At 59.6% G+C, this 20,810-nt stretch carries 20 protein-coding genes; 17 read left to right on the forward strand and 3 right to left on the reverse strand.

From position 1 onward, the window contains the following. Positions 1–21: 21 nt before the first annotated feature. The 10 genes from ACJ8IJ_RS00750 to uspE all read left to right on the forward strand — a co-directional run bounded on the left by ACJ8IJ_RS00750 (position 22) and on the right by uspE (position 10,018). Positions 22–1,134 carry an ABC transporter ATP-binding protein gene (locus ACJ8IJ_RS00750; RefSeq protein WP_004938255.1) on the forward strand — a complete coding sequence of 371 codons (1,113 nt, stop codon included), beginning with the start codon at positions 22–24 and terminating at the stop codon, positions 1,132–1,134. A gap of 20 nt (positions 1,135–1,154) precedes the next feature. Further along, on the forward strand, positions 1,155–2,438 hold the full coding sequence (locus ACJ8IJ_RS00755; protein ID WP_131164727.1) for a Gfo/Idh/MocA family protein: 1,284 nt from the start codon (positions 1,155–1,157) through the stop codon (positions 2,436–2,438). Positions 2,439–2,456: 18 nt separating this feature from the next. Next, complete coding sequence (locus ACJ8IJ_RS00760; RefSeq protein WP_131165118.1) at positions 2,457–3,362, forward strand: ROK family protein; 906 nt, start codon at positions 2,457–2,459, stop codon at positions 3,360–3,362. Between the two features lie 333 nt (positions 3,363–3,695). Beyond that, positions 3,696–4,466 (forward strand): transcriptional repressor AgaR, encoded by a 771-nt coding sequence (gene agaR, locus ACJ8IJ_RS00765; protein ID WP_004938263.1) that lies wholly within the window; start codon positions 3,696–3,698, stop codon positions 4,464–4,466. Positions 4,467–4,492: 26 nt separating this feature from the next. Then, positions 4,493–5,659, forward strand: coding sequence for an SIS domain-containing protein (locus ACJ8IJ_RS00770; protein ID WP_442518182.1), 1,167 nt, complete (start codon positions 4,493–4,495; stop codon positions 5,657–5,659). Between the two features lie 9 nt (positions 5,660–5,668). After that, the gene (locus ACJ8IJ_RS00775; protein WP_033650298.1) at positions 5,669–6,523 is read left to right on the forward strand and encodes a tagatose bisphosphate family class II aldolase; all 855 of its coding nucleotides are present in this window, start codon (positions 5,669–5,671) and stop codon (positions 6,521–6,523) included. A 305-nt stretch (positions 6,524–6,828) separates the two neighbouring features. Continuing rightward, positions 6,829–7,140, forward strand: coding sequence for a hypothetical protein (locus ACJ8IJ_RS00780; protein WP_442518183.1), 312 nt, complete (start codon positions 6,829–6,831; stop codon positions 7,138–7,140). Between the two features lie 219 nt (positions 7,141–7,359). Beyond that, the gene (ogt, locus tag ACJ8IJ_RS00785) at positions 7,360–7,884 is read left to right on the forward strand and encodes a methylated-DNA--[protein]-cysteine S-methyltransferase (protein WP_004938274.1); all 525 of its coding nucleotides are present in this window, start codon (positions 7,360–7,362) and stop codon (positions 7,882–7,884) included. A 280-nt stretch (positions 7,885–8,164) separates the two neighbouring features. Then, positions 8,165–8,929 carry an FNR family transcription factor gene (locus ACJ8IJ_RS00790; RefSeq protein ID WP_004938278.1) on the forward strand — a complete coding sequence of 255 codons (765 nt, stop codon included), beginning with the start codon at positions 8,165–8,167 and terminating at the stop codon, positions 8,927–8,929. Between the two features lie 126 nt (positions 8,930–9,055). Beyond that, positions 9,056–10,018 carry a universal stress protein UspE gene (gene uspE, locus ACJ8IJ_RS00795; RefSeq protein ID WP_442518184.1) on the forward strand — a complete coding sequence of 321 codons (963 nt, stop codon included), beginning with the start codon at positions 9,056–9,058 and terminating at the stop codon, positions 10,016–10,018. 55 nt (positions 10,019–10,073) lie between these two features. Here the strand turns inward: uspE and pntB are convergent, their stop codons facing one another. Continuing rightward, entirely contained in the window at positions 10,074–11,468 is a 1,395-nt protein-coding gene (gene pntB, locus ACJ8IJ_RS00800; RefSeq protein WP_004938285.1) for a Re/Si-specific NAD(P)(+) transhydrogenase subunit beta, read from the reverse strand. 10 nt (positions 11,469–11,478) lie between these two features. Continuing rightward, on the reverse strand, positions 11,479–13,008 hold the full coding sequence (pntA, locus tag ACJ8IJ_RS00805) for a Re/Si-specific NAD(P)(+) transhydrogenase subunit alpha (protein WP_004938288.1): 1,530 nt from the start codon (positions 13,006–13,008) through the stop codon (positions 11,479–11,481). A gap of 537 nt (positions 13,009–13,545) precedes the next feature. Here pntA and ydgH point away from each other — a divergent pair. The 4 genes from ydgH (at position 13,546) to ACJ8IJ_RS00825 (ending at position 17,260) form a co-directional block, all read left to right on the forward strand. After that, the gene (gene ydgH / locus ACJ8IJ_RS00810) at positions 13,546–14,496 is read left to right on the forward strand and encodes a DUF1471 family protein YdgH (protein WP_004938291.1); all 951 of its coding nucleotides are present in this window, start codon (positions 13,546–13,548) and stop codon (positions 14,494–14,496) included. A 244-nt stretch (positions 14,497–14,740) separates the two neighbouring features. Beyond that, positions 14,741–16,132, forward strand: a complete 1,392-nt coding sequence (locus tag ACJ8IJ_RS00815; RefSeq protein ID WP_033632944.1) for an amino acid permease — start codon at positions 14,741–14,743, stop codon at positions 16,130–16,132. 215 nt (positions 16,133–16,347) lie between these two features. Continuing rightward, positions 16,348–16,833: a hypothetical protein gene (locus ACJ8IJ_RS00820; protein WP_131164730.1), complete on the forward strand. Its 486-nt coding sequence runs from the start codon at positions 16,348–16,350 to the stop codon at positions 16,831–16,833. 31 nt (positions 16,834–16,864) lie between these two features. Further along, on the forward strand, positions 16,865–17,260 hold the full coding sequence (locus ACJ8IJ_RS00825; RefSeq protein ID WP_154870315.1) for a pyridoxamine 5'-phosphate oxidase family protein: 396 nt from the start codon (positions 16,865–16,867) through the stop codon (positions 17,258–17,260). A gap of 101 nt (positions 17,261–17,361) precedes the next feature. Here the strand turns inward: ACJ8IJ_RS00825 and ACJ8IJ_RS00830 are convergent, their stop codons facing one another. After that, positions 17,362–17,772 carry a hypothetical protein gene (locus ACJ8IJ_RS00830; protein WP_004938301.1) on the reverse strand — a complete coding sequence of 137 codons (411 nt, stop codon included), beginning with the start codon at positions 17,770–17,772 and terminating at the stop codon, positions 17,362–17,364. Positions 17,773–17,956: 184 nt separating this feature from the next. On the opposite strand from ACJ8IJ_RS00830, the gene folM reads away from it, so the two are divergent. The 3 genes from folM to rstB all read left to right on the forward strand — a co-directional run bounded on the left by folM (position 17,957) and on the right by rstB (position 20,781). Next, positions 17,957–18,679 carry a dihydromonapterin reductase gene (folM, locus tag ACJ8IJ_RS00835; RefSeq protein ID WP_016927586.1) on the forward strand — a complete coding sequence of 241 codons (723 nt, stop codon included), beginning with the start codon at positions 17,957–17,959 and terminating at the stop codon, positions 18,677–18,679. 75 nt (positions 18,680–18,754) lie between these two features. Further along, positions 18,755–19,480, forward strand: a complete 726-nt coding sequence (rstA, locus tag ACJ8IJ_RS00840; RefSeq protein WP_004938307.1) for a two-component system response regulator RstA — start codon at positions 18,755–18,757, stop codon at positions 19,478–19,480. Further along, positions 19,477–20,781, forward strand: a complete 1,305-nt coding sequence (gene rstB / locus ACJ8IJ_RS00845; RefSeq protein WP_031299665.1) for a two-component system sensor histidine kinase RstB — start codon at positions 19,477–19,479, stop codon at positions 20,779–20,781. The genes rstA and rstB overlap by 4 nt, the downstream gene beginning before the upstream one ends. Positions 20,782–20,810: the final 29 nt, after the last annotated feature.

Genomic DNA, 20,810 nt, shown 5'->3' on the forward strand with positions numbered 1-20,810 from the left:
CGCGCAGACAAGGTAAACGACATGGCCGGAATTCAGTTAAACAGCGTTAAAAAAGTGTACCCCAACGGTTTCCACGCGCTGCACGGCGTCGATCTGGACATTGAGGATGGGGAATTTATGGTGTTCGTCGGCCCGTCCGGCTGCGCCAAATCCACCCTGCTGCGGATGATCGCCGGGCTGGAGAGCGTCAGCGAGGGGCAGATCCTGATCCACGATCGCTGCGTCAACGACAGCATGCCGAAGGATCGCGGCGTCGCCATGGTGTTCCAGAACTATGCGCTGTACCCGCACATGACGGTGTACAAGAACATGGCGTTCGGCCTGATCGGCAAAGAGAGCAAGGCCGAGATCGACCGCCGGGTGCGCGACGCGGCGGAAAAGCTGGAGATCACCAATCTGCTGCAGCGCAAGCCGGGCCAGCTCTCCGGCGGCCAGTGCCAGCGGGTGGCGGTCGGCCGCGCCATCGTGCGCAAACCCAAGGTGTTCCTGTTCGATGAACCGCTGTCCAACCTCGACGCCAAGCTGCGGGTGTCGATGCGCGTGCAACTGATCGAACTGCACAATCAGCTGAAGCAGGAAGGCGCCGCCGCCACCATGGTGTACGTCACCCACGATCAGGTCGAGGCGATGACCATGGGCGATCGCATTTGCGTGATGAACCGCGGCGCCATCATGCAGGTGGATAAACCGATCAACCTGTACCACCACCCCGCCAACCGTTTCGTCGCCGAGTTTATCGGCAGCCCGTCGATGAATTTGCACGATCTGGCGATCGTGCGCGACGGCCAAACGGTGCGGCTGCGTATCGGCCTGCAGCACCAGCTCGATCTGCCGCCTGCGCTGCAACGGCAATTGGCGGACTACCCGCATGCGCGGGTGTGTCTCGGCATCCGGCCGGAGTCCTTGCGGCTGTGCGCGCCCGGCAGCGCCAACTGTTTCCCGGCGCAGATCGTCACTATCGAGCGCATGGGCAACGAAGAGCTGCTGCACTGCGAACTGGCCGATCTGCGCTTCGTGCTGCGCATGGCGTCGCTGCCGGATTGGGAGCCGCGCCTCGGCGAAAACATTCATCTGGCATTCGATCTGACGCGCGCGCATTTGTTCGACGAGCTCAGCGGCCAAAACCTCAAATAACAACAGCGGAGTATCCAGCAATGTCGTCAACACAACCCAACAGCTTTGCCCATCGCCCGGTGCGGGTGCTGGTGGTCGGCGCCGGGGCGCGCGGTGAGATCTACTCGCGCTATGCGCTGGCGCATCCCGATTTGATGCAGGTGGTGGCGGTAGCGGAACCGCGCGACGCCTACCGCGAGCCGTTCGTGGCGCAGCATGCCATCGCGCCGGAAAACGTCTTCACCGACTGGCGTCAGGCCGCCGACGCCGGCAAGCTGGCCGACGCGGTGCTGATCTGCACCCAGGATCAGATGCACCTCGAACCGGCGCTGGCCTTCGCCCGCCAGGGCTACGCCATGCTGCTGGAAAAACCGCTGTCGCCGGACGCCGACGAGTGCCGCGCCATCGTCGCCGAGGTGACGCGCCAAAAGCTGATCTTCTCGGTCGGCCACGTGCTGCGTTACACCCGCTATACCCAAAAGCTCAAGCAGCTGCTGCGCGACGGCGCGATCGGCGATATCGTCAGCCTGCAACATTTGGAACCGGTCGGCTACTGGCATCAGGCCCACTCCTTCGTGCGCGGCAACTGGCGCAACGATCGGCAGGCTGCCTTTATGCTGCTGCAGAAATCCTGCCACGACATCGACTGGATCCGCTACGTGATGGAGCAGCCCTGCGAGCAGATCAGCTCCTTCGGCAACCTGCGCCACTTCCGCCAGGAAAACCAACCGGCCGGCGCGGCGGACAACTGCCTGGATTGCGCAGTAGAGGCAAATTGCCCCTATTCCGCCAAACGCATCTATCTGGGCGACAATCACAAGGCCACGCCCGGTTTTCTGCGGGTGCTGACGCCAGAGCCCGACCAGACGACGCTGCGGGCGGCGCTGCGCGACGGGCCTTACGGCCGCTGCGTCTACCGCTGCGACAATAACGTGGTCGACCATCAGGTGGTCAATATGCAGTTCGCCGGCGGCCGCACCGCGTCGTTCACCATGACAGCCTTTACCCGCCACGAAGATCGGCACACCCGCATCTTCGGCAGCCGCGGCTGCCTGGAAGGCGACGGCCGCCATATCCGCATCACCTCGTTCCTCGACGACGGTGAAACGCATTACGACACCGATGCCGGCCAGGATCTGCACGCCATGGCCGGCCACGGCGGCGGCGACTACTACCTGATGCAGCACTTTATCGCGGCCATTCGCGCCAACGATCCGAGCCAGGTGCTGGCCGGCCCGGCGGAAGCGCTGGAGAGCCACCTGATGGTGTTCGCCGCCGAACGCGCACGCCGCGAGGCGGCGGTGATCGCCCTGAGCGGAGCCTAAAGCATGGCGATGAGAGAGATGCGTTACGGCTTCGACATCGGCGGCACCAAAATTGAAATGGCCGCTTACGATCGCCGGCTCAATCAGGTGCTGCTCCAGCGGGTGCGCACCCCAACCGGCGATTACGGCGAGTTCGTGGCCTGCATCGCCGGGCTGGCCGAGCAGGCGGATCGCGAACTGCACACGCGCGGCAGCATCGGCATCGGTTTACCGGGGATCACCGATCCCGTCAGCCGCCGCCAGTTAGCGGTCAACGTGCCCTGCCTGACCGGCCATTGCCTGGCGGATGATCTGACGCAGGCGTTGGCGCGACCTATCGCCATCGAGAACGACTGCCGCTGCTTCGCGCTGTCGGAAGCCAGCACGCCGCAAACCGCGCACCTGCCGCTGGTGTTCGGCGCCATCATCGGCACCGGGGCCGGCGGCGGCCTGGTGGTGAACCGGCAACTGCACAAAGGGCGCAGCGGCGTGGCGGGCGAATGGGGCCATATGCCGATATCGGCCCAGCTGGCGCAGCGTTACGATCTGCCGCTGTTCAGCTGCAACTGCGGGCTGACCGGCTGCTTTGAACGCTACGTCTCCGGCAGCGGGCTGCTGGCGCTGAGCCGCCATTTCTCCCATCCGGCCGCCGACGTGCCGGCGCTGGTCGCCTGCTATCGTGCCGGTGATGCGCTCGCACAACGGCTGATGACCATGTACGTCGACATCCTGGCCAGCGCGCTGGCCGGCTTACAGCTGCTGTTGGACGTCGATGCTTTCGTGCTGGGCGGCGGGTTGTCGAACGTCGGCGAGCTGTACCGGCTGTTGCCGCCGGCGATGCGGCGCTGGCTGCTGCCGGGCGTGGAACCGGCGGCGGTGTTCCCGCCGGTGCACGGTGACAGCAGCGGCGTGCGCGGCGCAGCGCTTTTAAGCGCGCCGGCATAAAAAAAACAGTGAAAGCCCGGCGGTTGTCGAGCGATCGCTGCGGCTTTCGGCATCGATGGACTGAATGAATAAGCGCTGGAAATTGGCGACTGAAAAATAACGAATTTGCCGTTTTCACTTTGCGTTAACACCGCTTTCGGTTGCTGCTCAACCGAAAGCAAAATCAAATATAACCAACTGATAGATATAGATATTTTAAAATTAATCGATTGCATTTCAGTGTTTCGTTTGCTGTAATTCGCCACGAACAACTGAAAGCGCTCCGGTCGGTATCGCTGCGGCTTATTAAGCCGCGGTCGGGCACGGCTACAGGTAAATCAGGAGTCTGCATTAATGATCAATACCGCAAAACGCCGGGAATTAATTATCGACCAGCTGTGCCGCGAGGGCACGGTGCGCGTGGAGCAGCTTAGCCAGCAGTTTTCGGTGTCCAGCGTCACCATCCGCAGCGATCTGCGCCAGCTGGAAAAACACGGCTGCGCGGTGCGTGCCTACGGCGGCGCCATGTTGAACAAACAGTTCGCCTTCGACCGCCCGCTGCAGGACAAGGGCCGCATCAATCGCGACGTAAAACACGCCATCGCCTGCGCGGCGGCGGCGCTGATTGAAGACGGCGACGCCGTCATCCTCGACTCCGGCTCCACCACCAGCCAAATGGCGCCGCAGCTGGCGGGGAAAAAGGATCTGGTGGTGATGACCAACGCGCTCAACATCGCTTTCGAACTGGCCAACAACGAGCAGATCGACCTGATGGTGGTCGGCGGCAGCGTGCGCCGCAAAGCCTGGTCGCTGTACGGCCCCGCCGCCGAACAACAGCTGCGCCAGTATCGGTTCGACAAACTGTTTCTCGGCGTCGACGGCTTCGATCTCGCGAGCGGCATCACCACGCCGGATCCGGGCGAAGCGCAGCTGAACCGGGTGATGTGCGAGGTGGCGCGCGAAGTGATCGCCATCGCCGACGCCAGCAAATTCGGCCGCACCAGCTTTTGCATGATCCGCGACATCGGCCAGATCCACCGCCTGGTCACCGACAGCCGCATTCCTGAACACTATCTGCAGGCGCTGCACCATTTAGGGATCGACGTGATTATCGCCGACCGTTAACCGAGGCTTTTTAAGGAGCTGTCATCATGAACGCGTATTTCTCTTACGAGACGAATTGGCTGAAGCAGCGCAACGCCTGGCATACCGCTGCAGAAATTTGGCAACAGCCGGATTTGTGGGCGACGCTGCATCGCCAACTGCAGGATCAACAGGCGCAGTGGCAGCCGTTCCTGGCGCCGCTGCTGGCCAATCCGCGCCTGCAGATCGTGCTGTGCGGCGCCGGCAGCTCGGCGTTCGCCGGCCGCGCCCTGGCCCCCTGGCTGCGCGAACGCACCGGCCGCGACGTGGTGGCCTACGGCACTACCGATATCGTCGCCAACCCGCTGCAGTATCTCGACCCTGACCGGCCGACGCTGCTGGTCTCCTTCGCCCGCTCGGGCAACAGCCCGGAAAGCGTGGCGACGGTGGAGCTGGCCGATCAATTGCTGCCGGAAAGCTATCATCTGATGCTGGTGTGCAACCCGGACAGCCGGCTGGCGCAGTACGCGCATCAGCGTGGCAACGTCTGCTCGCTGGTAATGCCGCAGGGCGCCAACGATCAGAGCTTCGCCATGACCTCCAGCTTCAGCTGCATGATGCTGAGCGCCGCGCTGCTGCTTGGCCCGGCTTCACTCGAGGCCGCCCAGGCACCGTTGAACGCCATGGTGCAGCGCTGCCGCACACTGCGCGAAACGCTGCAGCCGCAGGTGAAGGCGCTGGCCGCCAGCGGTTTCCGCCGTTATATCACCCTCGGCGGCAGCTGCTTTACCGGCCTCGCCGAAGAGGCTTCGCTCAAGATGCTGGAGCTGACCGCCGGCCGCATCGTTACGCGCTACGACTCGCCGCTCGGCCTGCGCCATGGCCCGAAATTTATGGTCGACGGCCAGACATTGGTGGTGCTGATGTTCTCCCACCACGACTACGCCCGTCAGTATGACCGCGACCTGTGGAACGAACTGCAGCGCGACGGACTGGCAATGCAGCTGGTCGGATTGACCGGCGAACGCCAACCTCTCGCCGATGCCCTGCTGCATATGCACGATGCCGCTGACGATATCTGGCTGCTGTTCCCGTACCTGCTGTTCAGCCAAATGCTGGCCTTCGAGAGTTCGCTGGCGCTGGGGCTGCCCCCGGACAACCCTTGCCCGACCGGCGAGGTTAACCGGGTGGTGAAAGGCGTGACGATTTACCGTTTTCCTTCCCTCGAGCTGTAAGGAGATCCCATGTATCTGATAGCCAACCGAGACATGCTGCTCAAGGCGCAGCGCCAGGGTTACGCCGTGCCGGCGTTTAACGTCCACAATCTGGAAACCGTGCAGGTGGTGGCGGAGACCGCCGCCGAGCTGCGCTCGCCGGTGATCATGGCCGGCACGCCCGGCACCTTCAGCTATGCCGGCACCGACTACCTGATCGGCATCTGCCAGGCGGCCGCGCACCGCTACGATCTGCCGCTGGCGCTGCATCTCGATCATCACGAAGAGCTCGATGACATCGAGCACAAGGTAAAAAGCGGCATCCGCTCGGTGATGATCGACGGCTCCCATTTGCCGTTCGAGCAGAATATCGCCAAGGTGGCCGCCGCAGTGGCCCTGTGCCACCGCTACGGCGCCAGCGTGGAGGCGGAGCTGGGCCGCCTGGGCGGGCAGGAAGACGATTTGATCGTCGATACGGCGGACAGCTTCTATACCGACCCGGTGGCGGCACGCGAGTTCGTCGCCGCCACCGGCATCGATTCGCTGGCGGTGGCGATCGGTTCCGCCCACGGCCTGTACCACGGCGAACCGAAGCTGGACTTCGAGCGCCTGGCGCTGATCCGCGAGCAGGTGGACGTCCCCCTGGTACTGCACGGCGCTTCCGGCATTCCGGAAGCGATGGTCAAGCGCGCGATCTCGCTCGGCGTTTGCAAGGTCAACGTCGCCACCGAATTGAAAATCGCCTTCGCCGATGCGGTAAAAAGCTACTTTTCACAGCACCCGGATGCCAACGATCCGCGCAAATACATCGTCCCCGGCAAGCTGGCGATGAAAGAAGTGGTGGCGGAAAAGATCCGCATCTGCGGCAGCAGCGGCATGCTGTAACCCCGCTCTCGCCCCCGTTGCTGCCGCCGCGCAACGGGGACGAAACAGCCCGCCCTTGTCCGACTTTCCTGAGAGAACGATCACAGCCTGTTATCCCGCCTGCGCCTGAAATCATTAACCGGTCTTCACTATGATCCAAATCATGGTTTTACTCATCCTACCTCCCTATTATCAAATTCATTGAATGCGGGCAGTAGGATTTTTGCCCATTCGTTTTTATTTCTCCAAGCGAAATAGCTTATTTGATGAAAACAAGCGCGCTTGTTTTTTAATTGGCAGTGTTTTTACTCTGAAAGGAACAGCATATGAACCATTACTTAGCCGTATTAAGCGCATTGGTCATTCTGCCCTTCGCTCTGCAAGCAAAACCGCTTTCCGGCAGCCAGGTCGCCTCCGGCGTCGTGCGCTTCACCGGCGCCATTACCATGCCGGCCTGCACCGTCAAACATCAGGATGAAAAGCTTATCTCCAGCTGCTTCGGTAAAGTGACGGAATATCAGAACGGGTATATATCCTCTTCGTTAAAAGAGATGCCAAAAGAATTAGTTTCTGCCGTCAGCAGTGAGTTGGTGAATAACGATCCCCATTTAAAGCGCGTGACTATCAGCTATAAGTAAGCACAAAGCGTTACTGCCTGCTTAAATAATAAACAAGACACAACTTGTCTTGATGACTTATAAATTTATTTTATAAATTTATCGCACAATAACTCCCCGCCTTACCGTAAGCCGGCTATTCGGGCAACCCTGCGGTTGCCCATCAGCATGTCCGAAATCCGCCATCGCACCCTCCCATTTCATGCGATAATCGCCACACTAAACTGAGGAGTGAGCCAGATGCAGACTTTTTTGATTGATCGTACCGCCACGCCGGTGGGAGAACTGGTGCTGATTGCCGATGAACAGGGGCGCCTGCGGGCGATCGACTGGACCGATCACGAAGCGCGCCTGATGAAGCTGCTGAACACCCACTACCGCGCCGATCGGTTCACCCTGCGCGAGCAGCGCGATCCCAGCGGGCTGACCGACGCCATGCAGCGCTATTTCGCCGGGGAACTGAGCATTATCGATCGGTTGCCGGTGATGACCGCCGGCACCGAGTTCCAGCGCACCGTCTGGCAACAGCTGCGCCAAATCCCCTGTGGCGAGATCCTGACCTACGGCCAGCTGGCGCAACGCATCGGCCGTCCGACCGCCTCGCGCGCCGTCGGCATGGCCAACGGTTCAAATCCGATCAGCATCGTGGTGCCCTGCCATCGAGTGATCGGTTCGCAGGGCGCGCTGACCGGCTATGCCGGCGGCGTACAGCGCAAGCAGTGGCTGCTGCAGCATGAAGGCTACCTGCCGAAAAGTTTGCTGTAGCCGCTGCGATCGGCTTATCCAGCGCCATTGTTTGGCGCTGCTTAATAAAGCACAGTGCCCAACGCCGCGCTCGTGCCCGCAGGGCACTATTAATAACTTGTGTGAATAGAACACATAAGTCACAAATAATACTCATAACTTCAGTCCGATACAGAATAATCGGCGGCATGTGTGCGCAAAATTCGCACACAATACCCCTATTCATGCTAATGCCACCCTTATCAGCTGCAGCAAAAGATGTTAAAATTGACTCATATCAATTATTGAATGAGCGTAATCTATGATCCCGGAAAAACGCGTGATTCGTCGTATCCAGTCTGGTGGTTGTGCGATCCATTGCCAGGACTGCAGCATCAGCCAACTGTGCATTCCTTTCACCCTCAATGCTCACGAGCTGGACCAGCTCGACAACATTATCGAGAGGAAGAAGCCCATCCAGAAAGGCCAGACCTTGTTCAAGGCCGGCGACGAGCTGAAATCGCTGTACGCGATCCGTTCCGGGACCATCAAAAGCTACACCATCACCGAGCAAGGTGATGAGCAGATCACCGGCTTCCACCTGGCGGGCGACCTGGTAGGCTTCGACGCCATCGGCGGCCTGAAGCACCCGAGCTTCGCTCAGGCGCTGGAAACTTCGATGGTGTGCGAGATCCCGTTCGAGACCCTCGACGATCTGTCCGGCAAAATGCCGAACCTGCGTCAGCAAATCATGCGGTTGATGAGCGGCGAGATCAAAGGCGACCAGGACATGATCCTGCTGCTGTCGAAGAAAAACGCCGAAGAGCGCCTGGCGGCGTTCGTTTACAACCTGTCGCGCCGCTTTGCGGAGCGCGGCTTCTCACCGCGTGAGTTCCGGTTGACCATGACCCGCGGCGACATCGGCAACTACCTTGGGCTGACGGTGGAAACCATCAGCCGCCTGCTGGGGCGCTTCCAGAAAAGCGAAATCCTCAGCGTGAAAGGCAAATACATCACCATCGAAAACGCCGACGCGCTGTCGGTGCTGGCCGGTACGCCGCGCATCAACGTGACCGTCAACGCCTGATCCCCCCGCCGGATCAACATTTCACCGAAATTGTTGATCCGGCACGCTTCCGTTGTTGTTCTGTTTTTCAATGTTGGGTTACTCTGTAAATTAACAGACTGTTGATTTCAGCTGTAAGGAGGCCCTATGGCGAAGTATCAGAATCTTCTGGTGGCTATTGACCCCAATCAGGACGATCAGCCGGCATTGCGCCGCGCCGTGTACCTGGTAAAACGGAACGGCGGGCGCATCAAGGCCTTCCTGCCCATCTATGACTTCTCTTACGAAATGACGACCCTGCTCTCCCCGGATGAAAGAACGGCGATGCGGCAAGGTGTGATCAGCCAACGCGCCGCCTGGATCAACGAGCAGTGCCGCTTCTATCTCAACGACGGCGTGCCGATCGAAATCAAAGTGGTTTGGCATAACCGCCCCTTCGAAGCCATCATTCAGGAAGTGCTTTCCGGTCAACATGACCTGCTGTTGAAAATGGCACACCAGCACGACCGGTTGGAGTCGGTGATCTTTACCCCCACCGACTGGCACCTGCTGCGCAAATGCCCTTGCCCGGTGTGGATGGTGAAAGACCAGCCCTGGCCGGAAGGCGGCAAGGCGCTGGTGGCGGTCAATCTGGCCAGCGAAGAACCCTATCACGACCCGCTCAATATCAAACTGGTGCAAGAAACCGTCGAACTGGCGCAAAACGTCAACCAGACCGAGGTTCATCTGGTCGGCGCCTATCCCGTAACCCCGATCAACATCGCCATCGAATTGCCCGACTTCGACCCGAGCGTCTACAACGACGCCATTCGCGGCCAGCATCTGATCGCCATGAAGGCGCTGCGGCAGAAATTCTGCATTAAGGAAGAGTTCACCCACGTGGAAAAAGGCCTGCCGGAAGAGGTCATCCCCGATCTGGCCGAACATCTGCAGGCCGGCGTGGTGGTGCTGGGCACCCTGGGCCGCACAGGCATTTCAGCCGCCTTTATCGGCAACACCGCGGAACATGTGATCGATCATCTGAAATGCGACCTGCTGGTGATTAAACCGGAAGACTTCAACTGCCCGATCGAGGCGGATGAAGATGACGAGCATGACGACGAAGATTAACCTTCGTGCATAAAAAACGGGCCGCTAAGCGGCCCGTTTTTTTGGTTGCCCAATTCTACTTCTGCAGCGCCCGCAGAATCGCTTCCACGCTGTCTTTGGCGTCGCCGAACAGCATCTGGGTGTTCTCCTTGAAGAACAGCGGGTTCTGCACGCCGGCGTAGCCGGTGTTCATCGAGCGTTTGAACGCGATCACGTTCTGCGCTTTCCACACTTCCAATACCGGCATGCCGGCGATCGGGCTGCGCGGATCCTCCAGCGCCGCCGGGTTCACCGTGTCGTTGGCGCCAATTACCAGCACGGTATCGGTATCCGGGAAATCGTCGTTGATTTCATCCATCTCCAGCACCACGTCGTACGGCACCTTCGCTTCCGCCAGCAGCACGTTCATGTGGCCCGGCAAGCGCCCCGCGACCGGGTGAATGCCGAAACGCACCTTCACGCCGCGCGCCCGCAGTTTTTCGGTGATTTCCGCCACCGGATACTGCGCCTGCGCCACCGCCATGCCGTAGCCCGGGGTGATGATCACCGAGGTGGAGTTCTTCAGCTGCTCGGCCACCTCTTCCGCCGTGGTTTCACGGTATTCGCCCATCTCTTCGGCGTCGCCGGTGGATGAACCGTCACTGCCGAAACCGCCGGCGATCACGCTGATAAACGAACGGTTCATCGCCTTGCACATGATGTAAGACAGGATGGCCCCCGAAGAGCCCACCAGCGCGCCGGTGACGATCAGCAGATCGTTACTCAGCATGAAGCCCGCAGCGGCCGCCGCCCACCCCGAGTAAGAGTTGAGCATCGACACCACCACCGGCATGTCGGCGCCGCCGATCGAGGCGACCAGATGCCAGCCGAACGCCAGCGCGATCGCCGTCATCAGCAGCAGCGCTATCACCTGCCAGCCCACGCTGTCGGTGCGCACGAACGCCACCAGCAACAGGAACGAGATCACCAGCGCCGCCAGGTTCAGCTTGTGGCGATTCGGCAGCATCAGCGGTTTGGAAGAAATGATGCCGCGCAGCTTGCCGAAAGCGACGATCGACCCGGTGAAGGTCACTGCACCGATAAAGATGCCGAGGAACACTTCGGTCAGATGGATATTCGCCATCACCGGCTCCATCGGCGCGCCGTGATCCAGGTAGCTGTTGAAGCCAACCAGCACCGCCGCCAGGCCAACGAAGCTGTGCAGCACCGCCACCAGCTCCGGCATTTCGGTCATCTCGACCTTCTTGGCCAGATAGACGCCGATCGAGCCGCCGATGATCATGGCGATGATGATCCAGCCGACGTTGCCGGAATCCGGCCCCAAGATGGTGGCAATCAGCGCGATCGCCATGCCGGCGACGCCGAACAGGTTGCCCTGCTTCGACGTTTCATGACGCGACAGGCCCGCCAGGCTGAAAATAAACAAAATAGCGGCAACAATGTATGCAGCTGTAACCAATCCTCCAGACATTTGTTACCCCTTAGTTCTTGCGGAACATCTTCAGCATGCGCTGAGTGACGGTGAACCCACCGAAAATATTGATGCTGGCGATCAGCACGGCGATAAAGGAGAGGAAACTCACCCAGCCGCCGTGGCCAATTTGCAGCAGCGCACCGACCACGATAATCCCTGAGATCGCGTTGGTAACCGACATCAGCGGGGTATGCAGCGCGTGGCTGACGTTCCAGACCACGTAGTAACCGACCACGCAGGCCAGCGCGAACACGGTAAAGTGCGACAGGAACTCTTTCGGCGCCGCGTCCGCCAGCCAGCCGAACAGCAGGATCGCCAGGGCCATCAGGCCATACTTCAGCCACGGCGAGGTCGGTTTGGCTTCGGGTTTGGCGGCCGGTGCGGCGGCGGGCGCCGCTTTCGGTTGGGCCGAGACCTGGATCGGCGGCGCCGGCCAGGTGATTTCACCGCTGCGTACCACGGTAACGCCGCGGATCACCGTATCGTCGAAATCGATATCGATCTCACCGTTTTTCTCTTTCGACAGCAGCTTCAGCAGGTTGACCAGGTTGGTGCCGTACAGCTGCGAAGATTGGGTCGGCAAGCGGCTCGGCAGATCGGTATAGCCGATGATTTTCACGCCGTTGTCGGTCACGGTAATGGTGTCGGCCACGGTCAGTTCGCAGTTGCCGCCGGTTTGCGCCGCCAAATCGACGATCACGCTGCCCGGCTTCATCGACGCCACCATCTCTTTGGTGATCAGCTTCGGCGCCGGTTTACCCGGGATCAGCGCGGTGGTGACGATGATGTCAACCTCCGCCGCCTGCGCGGCGAACAGCGCCATCTCGGCCTTGATAAAGGCTTCGGACATCACTTTGGCGTAGCCGTCGCCGCTGCCCGCTTCCTCTTCAAAATCCAGCTCGAGGAACTCCGCCCCCATGCTCTGCACCTGCTCTTTCACTTCCGGGCGGGTGTCGAAGGCGCGCACGATGGCGCCGAGGCTGCCCGCAGCGCCGATCGCCGCCAGGCCGGCCACGCCGGCGCCGATGATCATCACCTTGGCCGGCGGCACTTTGCCGGCGGCGGTGATCTGGCCGGTGAAGAAACGGCCGAACTCATGCGCCGCTTCGACGATCGCGCGGTAGCCGGCGATGTTGGCCATCGAGCTCAGCGCGTCCATCGACTGGGCGCGCGAGATGCGCGGCACCGAGTCCATCGCCAGCGCGGTGACGTTGCGCGCCGCCAGCTTGGCCATCAATTCGGGGTTTTGCGCCGGCCAGATAAAGCTGACCAGCGTGCTGCCTTCGCGCATCAAGGCGATCTCGTCGTCTTGCGGCGCGTTGACTTTCAGGATCAGATCCGACTGCCACACTTCGCTTTCGTCCACCAGCGCCGCGCCGGCGGCTTCGTAAGCGACGTCTTCAAAACTGGCCAGTTTGCCCGCCCCGCGTTCAATCGCGACGGTAAAACCCAGCTTCAGCAGTTGTTCCACCGTTTTCGGCGTGGCTGCGACCCGGGCTTCATTGGCCAACCGCTCTCTTGGTACACCAATACGCATAATGTTCCCTTCTCACCTGTCTTGGATGATGTTTATTATTTTCCTGCCCATAGCACGGCGCCGTCGGCGAGCGTTGCGTTAACTTGCCCGCACTGATTTCAGGCGCCAACTATAACCTACTGAAAATAAGGTCGATGATCCATAATTGCTTACGCATTCATCCCTGTTTTTACATAAAAACGCCGCGCGCGATATGACAAATCGCAATTTACAGTGAAAAAATCCATACAGAACAGCATATTCTGCGTGACAAGAGGTTTACGCCTGGCGTAACGATTTATGGCCGCGCGCGACGTAAAAGCATAAAAGTTATCATTTTGTGAATAATTAACATTAATGACACCAAAGCCGTTATTATGGAAACTTATGACGGCGGTGCCATCCGTGCGCCCCGCGTCGCCATCGGCGATTTGTCGCACGGGATAACATAAAATGCTGAGACAGTTTTCAGAATTACATGTAATAATCGACGGCTGAATTACACTTAAACAGTTCAGTACGTTATAAACGTTAATGCGCTAGGCGAAAGGATTTTTTATGAAGCTGAAGACCACGATCATCGCGTCAGCCTTGTTATCACTCACCGCGCTGTCTGCTCATGCGGCGCAAGAGTTAACTCCTGAGAAAGCAGCGGCGCTGAAGCCGTTTGATCGCATCACGATTACCGGCCGCTTCAATGCCATCAATGAAGCCGTCGACGCCGTATCCCGCCGTGCAGACAAACTGGGTGCCGATTCCTTCTATATCCAGGACAGCAACAACAGCAACAACGGCGGCAACTGGCGCGTCACCGCAGACCTTTATCATAAAGATGCGCCAGAAGTGAGCAAAACACCAAAATACCGCGTATTTAACGGCGTGAACGAACTGCCTAAAGAGGAAGCCTACCTGCTGGAGCCTTACGATACCGTGAGCGTCAGCGGCTTCTACCGCAGCCAGCCGGACATCAACGACGCCATCTCCAAAGAAGCGAAGAAAAAAGGCGCCGCTTCGTTCTTCATCGTACGCCAGGTTGACGCCAACTCCGGCGGCAACCAGTTCGTCACCGCCTACATCTATAAGGCCGATGCGCCGAAACGCCGCGTGCAGAGCCCGGACGCCATTCCGGCCGATTCTGACGCCGGCCGCGCCGCCCTGGCCGCCGGCGGCGCCGCAGCCGCGAAAGTCGAAATTCCTGGCGTCGCGTCTTCCGGTTCGCCAAGCCGCGAAGTGGGCCGTTTCTTCGAAACCCAGTCCTCTACCGGCCAACGCTATACCGTCACGCTGCCTAACGGCACCAAGATCCAGGAAGTGAACAACGTGACCGCTGCGCAGATGGTGCCGTTCGATTCCGTCACCTTCACCGGCCACTTCAACAGCATGACCGATGTCTCCACCGAAGTGGCGAAACGCGCGGCCGAGAAAGGCGCCAAGTACTACCACGTCACCCGCCAGTGGCAGAACAAGAGCGGCGGCAACCTGACCGTCAGCGCCGATCTGTTCAAATAAAACCCGTTTTTAGGTTTACCATCGGGCAGCCCTTGAGCTGCCCGTTTTTATTGCCGCTTTTTCCATCGCGTGTTGAATAGTTTTTTGTAAATTCCGCATATTCAATCATTGCATCTCTAATCATCCCTCCGTAGAATTTGCGCCAATTTTTAGGGCTATTGTCTATTCGCGCAGTGGTTGTTAATACATTGTTGCCGCCAAGCAGTTCCCTTCCAGTTGTTTATTCTGCGTTCAGGATCCGTCATTGGAAAAAAAACTCGGTCTTACCGCGCTAACCGCTTTGGTGCTCAGCTCGATGCTGGGCGCCGGCGTGTTCAGTCTGCCGCAAAACATGGCGCAGGTCGCCAGCCCCGCCGCGCTGTTGCTGGGTTGGGGGATCACCGGCGTCGGCATTCTGTTTTTGGCATTCGCCATGCTGTTGCTTACGCGTTTGCGTCCGGATCTGGACGGCGGCATCTTCACCTACGCCAAAGAAGGATTCGGCGAACTGGTGGGCTTCTGCTCCGCCTGGGGTTACTGGCTGTGCGCCGTGATCGCCAACGTCTCGTATCTGGTGATCGTGTTCGCGGCGCTGAGCATTTTTACCGATCGCGGTGGCAACGTTATCCTCGGTGACGGCAATACCTGGCAGGCGCTGATCGCCGAATCCGCCCTGCTGTGGATCGTGCACGCGCTGGTGCTGCGCGGCGTGCAAACCGCCGCCAGCATCAATCTGGCGGCCACCCTCGCCAAGCTGTTGCCGCTGGGGATGTTCGCCGTTCTGGCGGCGATCGCCTTTAAAATGGACGTGTTCACACTGGATTTCAACGGCATCGCCCTCGGCAAACCGGTGTGGGAACAGGTCAAGGACACCATGCTGATCACCCTGTGGGTGTTTATCGGCGTGGAGGGCGCGGTGGTGGTTTCCGCCCGCGCCCGCAATAAGAAAGACGTGGGCCGCGCCACTATGCTGGCGGTGCTGTCGGCGCTGGCGGTGTATCTGATGGTCACGCTGCTGTCGCTGGGCGTGGTGCCGCGCAGCGAATTGGCAGAGATGCGCAATCCGTCGATGGCAGTGCTGATGGTAGAACTGATCGGCCCGTGGGGAGACGTGCTCATCGCCGCCGGCCTGATCGTTTCCGTGTGCGGCGCCTACCTGAGCTGGACCATCATGGCGGCGGAAGTGCCGCTGCTGGCCGCGCAGCACGGCGCGTTTCCGCGCGTGTTCGGCAAGCAGAACCGCCATCACGCCCCGTCCTCTTCGCTGTGGCTGACCAACATCGCGGTGCAACTGGCGCTGGTGCTGATTTGGCTGACCGGCAGCAACTACAACTCGCTGTTGACCATCGCGTCAGAGATGATCCTGGTGCCTTACTTCCTGGTTGGCGCGTTTCTGTTCAAGGTGGCTTACCGCCGCCGCGACAAACGCCTGATCTTCGCCGCCACCGGCGCCTGCGTCTATGGCCTGTGGCTGCTGTATGCTTCCGGGCTGATGCACTTGCTGATGTCGGTGCTGCTGTATGCGCCTGGGCTGTTGGTGTTCATGTATGCCCGCCGCGGCCATCGAGATATCAATCTGCTCAATCGCCTGGAAAAAAGCAGCATCTTCTTGCTGCTGGTGGCCACGCTGCCTGCCGGCTGGTTTATGTTGCACTAAAATCGCCTGCCCATGCGGCTGCCCGTCAGCCGCATTTCATTTGCTCGTCCTTCCTCTTACCCCGCTCCCCGTGATTAAGCCGTCAGTGGCTCCTCTTGCGATCTCAAATGCAATTAATTATCATTATCAATTGTGATTGACGGTATGGCTCGAGCGCCCCCTGCCGAGAGGCGTCAGGCGGCGGGTTTAGACAGGCTGAAAATGGAAGGCATTTCATGGCTGAGAAACTGCTGCACGCATTACCTTTGTTTACCGCCTGGGAGGCGCTGATCGCTGAGGGCAACACGGCATTCAATCAGCGGCGCGATCGCCTGGCGATGGCGCGCTATCAACAGGCGCTGGAGGGGGCTCAGGCGATCATCGCCGAGAAGCCCTGGCTGAATGCGGAATATACCGCCAGATTTGAAGCGCTGAATATTTTCGAGTCTGCCCTGGCCGCGCTGATCGTCACGTTCAACAACATTACCCATCTGCGCCTGCGGCAGAAGCCTCTTCGCGGCGTCGAGCTGCATGTTCATCAGGCCCGAGTCGCTATCGAGCAACTGTTGGACGATACGTCGCTGTGCGAACAGATGCAGCAGATCGCCGAACGGCACCTGCTGCGTTTCAGGATTGAAACCCTGCACTTGCTGCGCGAACACCGGCTGCCGGAAACCAGCGTCGGCGCGCCGGCGGCCAACGCTTCCGCTACCTTGCATTAAAAGTGACACACCAATCTGAGGGTCATCTGTAATGAATGAATTGAATAACGAGATGAAGAAGATGCTGGCTAAACAGCTGCCTGTGCAGGCGACCAGCAGCCCGAACGGCGTTCCCGATATCGGCCCCAAGCGCTCTTTGCGCCTCTATGATGACCGTACGCTGATTTACAACGAAAATACCGGTGGCCAAACGCTGAAAAACATCAAGGCCGGCTCGAAAATGGCCGTGGTGATCATCGATCGCGAGGCGCTGGACGGTTACCGCTTCGTTGGCACGCCCGAACTGTTTCTGGCGGGCAAGCCGTTTGACGATGCGTTGACGTTTGCGGAAAAAAATGGGATGAAGCCGCCGAAGTACGCGGTGTTAATTCATATAGACAGTATTTATACCCTGCGCTCCGGCCCGAATGCCGGGACCCAGCTCTAGACGCCGGCCGTCATGCGGCTTGAGGCATCACGTTCATGGTTAGGCCATCGCGGTAAGTCAATTGCCTAACCATGAACGGGCGGCCGGGTCGGTACACCCGGTCAGCTTTTAGGGGGAATGGTGATGGTCATACGCTCACCTACCAGGGCGATCGCAATGCCTTCCTCGCACTCTTTTTGAATGGCCGCCAGCTGTTGCGCTTCCAGCGCATAGGGCAACTGAATATCAAACACCGTCAGGCCCTGCTGCTGCGCCAGGTCAATCAGGCGCACGATATTGGTTTCATCGCTGACCTGTGTCGACACCACTTGCAGCGCCAGCTCTTTCAACTGCTCTTTGCGCGTTTGTGACGTGGTCACGCGCGATTTCAACACCATGCCGAAGATCGGCATCACACCATAAATAGCATCAACAAAGCGCCAGTGCTTCCTGCACGATGCGGACAGAAAATCCATATAGTCGAAACAGATTTTCTCACTGCGCGCGATGGATGCAAGGTGATTGCTGTTCATCCCCTCATTCCTCTCATGGCCAGTGTTAACCCGTGGTCTTTCAAGCCGCCGCCGGGCGGCAACCTGAAACGCATTGGGGATCTTACATCCAGAAATGGATAATCATGCGAAGCTTTAACGACTTTCCGCCGTATGATGGCATAATTCCCCTATTGTTTGCCAGTCTGTCCAGGAGCTTTAATCAATGGAACACCCCAACTCTGCCCCGGTGCTGATTACCGGCGGTGCGCGGCGCATCGGGCTGGCGCTCGCCAGAGCGTTTCTCCAGCGCGGCGTTCCGGTCATCATCGCCTATCGCAGCGAATATCCGGCGATGACCGAGTTGAAAGCCTTGGGCGCCAGTTGTATTCAAGGCGATTTTTCCACGCACGAAGGTATCTACCGTTTCGCCGACCAGGTGCGGCAGGTGGCGCCCAAATTGCGCGCGGTGATCCACAACGCCAGCGCCTGGCAGGCCGAGTCGGCAGAAGTGCCGCCGGAGCAAGTGATGGCGGCGATGCTGCAAATTCACGTCTATACGCCCTATTTGCTCAACCAACTGCTCGAATCTTGCCTGACCGGCCAGGGCCAGGCAGGCGCTGACATTATCCATCTGACCGACTACGTGGTGGAAAAAGGCAGCGACAAACATATCGCCTACGCCGCCAGCAAGGCCGCGCTGGACAATATGACCCGATCGTTCGCCCGCAAGCTGGCGCCGGAGGTGAAAGTCAACGCCATCGCGCCGGCGCTGATCATCTTCAATCCGGGCGACGATGAAGCCTACCGCCAACAAGCGCTGGCGAAATCGCTGATGAAGGTCGCGCCGGGCGAGAGCGAAGTGGTCAATCTGGTGAACTACCTGCTGGAGAGCCGTTACGTGACCGGCCGCACCCACGGCGTCGACGGCGGGCGGCCGCTGCGCTGAGGCAAAGATCCGCATGGCGCATCGCTGTAGGCCGCGCTATGCTGAAATCCGCTTTTCTTATTAAAACACGGGCATATGCATAAAATTGTTTTTGTGGAAGACGATCCTGAAGTCGGCAAGCTGATCGCCGCCTATCTGGGCAAACACGACATCGAGGTGCTGATCGAACCGCGCGGCGACAGCGCGCAGGCGCGCATTGAGCGCGAGCAACCCGATTTGGTGCTGCTGGACATCATGCTGCCCGGCAAAGACGGCATGACGCTGTGCCGCGATCTGCGCCCTACCTTCCCCGGCCCGATCGTGCTGCTCACCTCGCTCGACAGCGACATGAACCATATTCTGTCGCTGGAGATGGGCGCCAACGACTATATCCTGAAAACCACGCCGCCGGCGGTGTTGCTGGCCCGCCTGCGTTTGCACCTGCGCCAACACAGCCAGCAGCCGAAAGAAGAGTCGGTTCAGCCGCTCACCCAGCACAACGCGCTGCATTTCGGGCTGTTGTGCATCGATCCGGTCAACCGGCAGGTCACGCTGGGCGAAGAAACGATCACCCTGTCCACCTCGGATTTCGATTTGTTGTGGGAATTGGCGACCCACGCCGGGCAGATCATGGATCGTGAGGCGTTGCTGCAAAACCTGCGCGGCGTAAGCTATGACGGCATGGATCGCAGCATCGACGTGGCGATCTCCCGCCTGCGCCGCAAGCTGTACGATAACGCGCTGGAACCGTTCCGCATCAAGACCGTGCGCAATAAAGGCTATCTGTTCGCCCCTAACGCCTGGGCATCGGTGCAACAATGAGAAAACTTTTCGTCCAGTTCTTCCTGTTGCTGTTCGTCTGTTTTCTGGTGATGGCGATGCTGGTTGGCCTGGTGTACAAGGTGACCGCCGAGCGCGCCGGCCGCCAGTCGATGGACGATCTGATGAAAAGTTCGCTGTACCTGATGCGCAGCGAGCTGCGTGAAATCCCGTTGAAGGACTGGAACAAGACCATCGCCACGCTGGATCTCAATCTGTCGTTCAAACTGCATATCGAACCGCTCGGCAAACAGGCGCTGAGCGAGGATCTGAAAAAACGGCTGCGGCTGGGGGAAATCATCGCCCTCGACGATCAGTACACCTTTATGCAGCGCATTCCGCGCAGCCACTACGTGTTAGTGGTCGGCCCCATTCCTTATCTGTTCTACCTGCACCAGATGCGCCTGCTGGATCTGGTATTGCTGGTGTTTATCGGCATGTCGCTGGCGCTGCCGGTGTTTCTGTGGATGCGGCCGCACTGGCAAGACCTGCTCAAATTGGAAAACGCCGCCCAGCGGCTCGGCGCCGGGCATCTGGATGAGCGCACCCACTTCGATCCCACCTCCAGCCTGAGCCGGCTCGGCGTGGCGTTCAACCAGATGGCCGACAGCGTCAACACCCTGATCGCCAGCAAGAAACAGCTGATCGACGGCATCGCGCACGAGCTGCGAACGCCGCTGGTGCGCCTGCGTTACCGGCTTGAAATGAGCGATAATCTGTCCGAAAGCGAGCAGCAGGCGCTGAACCGCGATATCGGCCAGCTGGAGTCGCTGATCGACGAGCTGCTGACCTATGCCCGTTTGGACCGCCCGCAGGTTGCGTTAAACATTGAACCCATCGATCTGCCAAAATGGCTTGAGGACAAGGTCGATGATATCCGTCTTATTCATCAGGAACGTGACATCCAGCTCGATATCCCACACGTCGGCGACTTCGGCGGCGTCGATCTGCGCCTGATGGAGCGCGTTCTCGACAACCTGGTCAACAACGCGCTGCGCTATTCCGAACAGCGTCTGCGCGTCGGCCTGTGGTTTGACGGCGACCTCGCCTGCTTGCAGGTCGAGGATGACGGGCCGGGTATACCGCCGGAAGAGCGTGAACGGGTGTTTGAACCTTTCGTCCGTCTCGACCCCAGCCGCGATCGCGCTACCGGCGGCTGCGGGTTGGGACTGGCCATCGTCCATTCCATCGCCGTCGCCTACCAGGGGCAGGTGTTCGTCGAAGGCAGTTCGCTCGGCGGCGCCAGTTTCCGTTTCTGCTGGCCGGTAAAGCCGACATTCAGTTTAAAAGCCGATCTGGCATAATGCCGCCAGACCTTCTCATTGGAGCCGAA

Origin of the sequence: Serratia sp. CY40230 (genome assembly GCF_052168835.1) — a bacterium.
Lineage (GTDB): Bacteria > Pseudomonadota > Gammaproteobacteria > Enterobacterales > Enterobacteriaceae > Serratia > Serratia nematodiphila.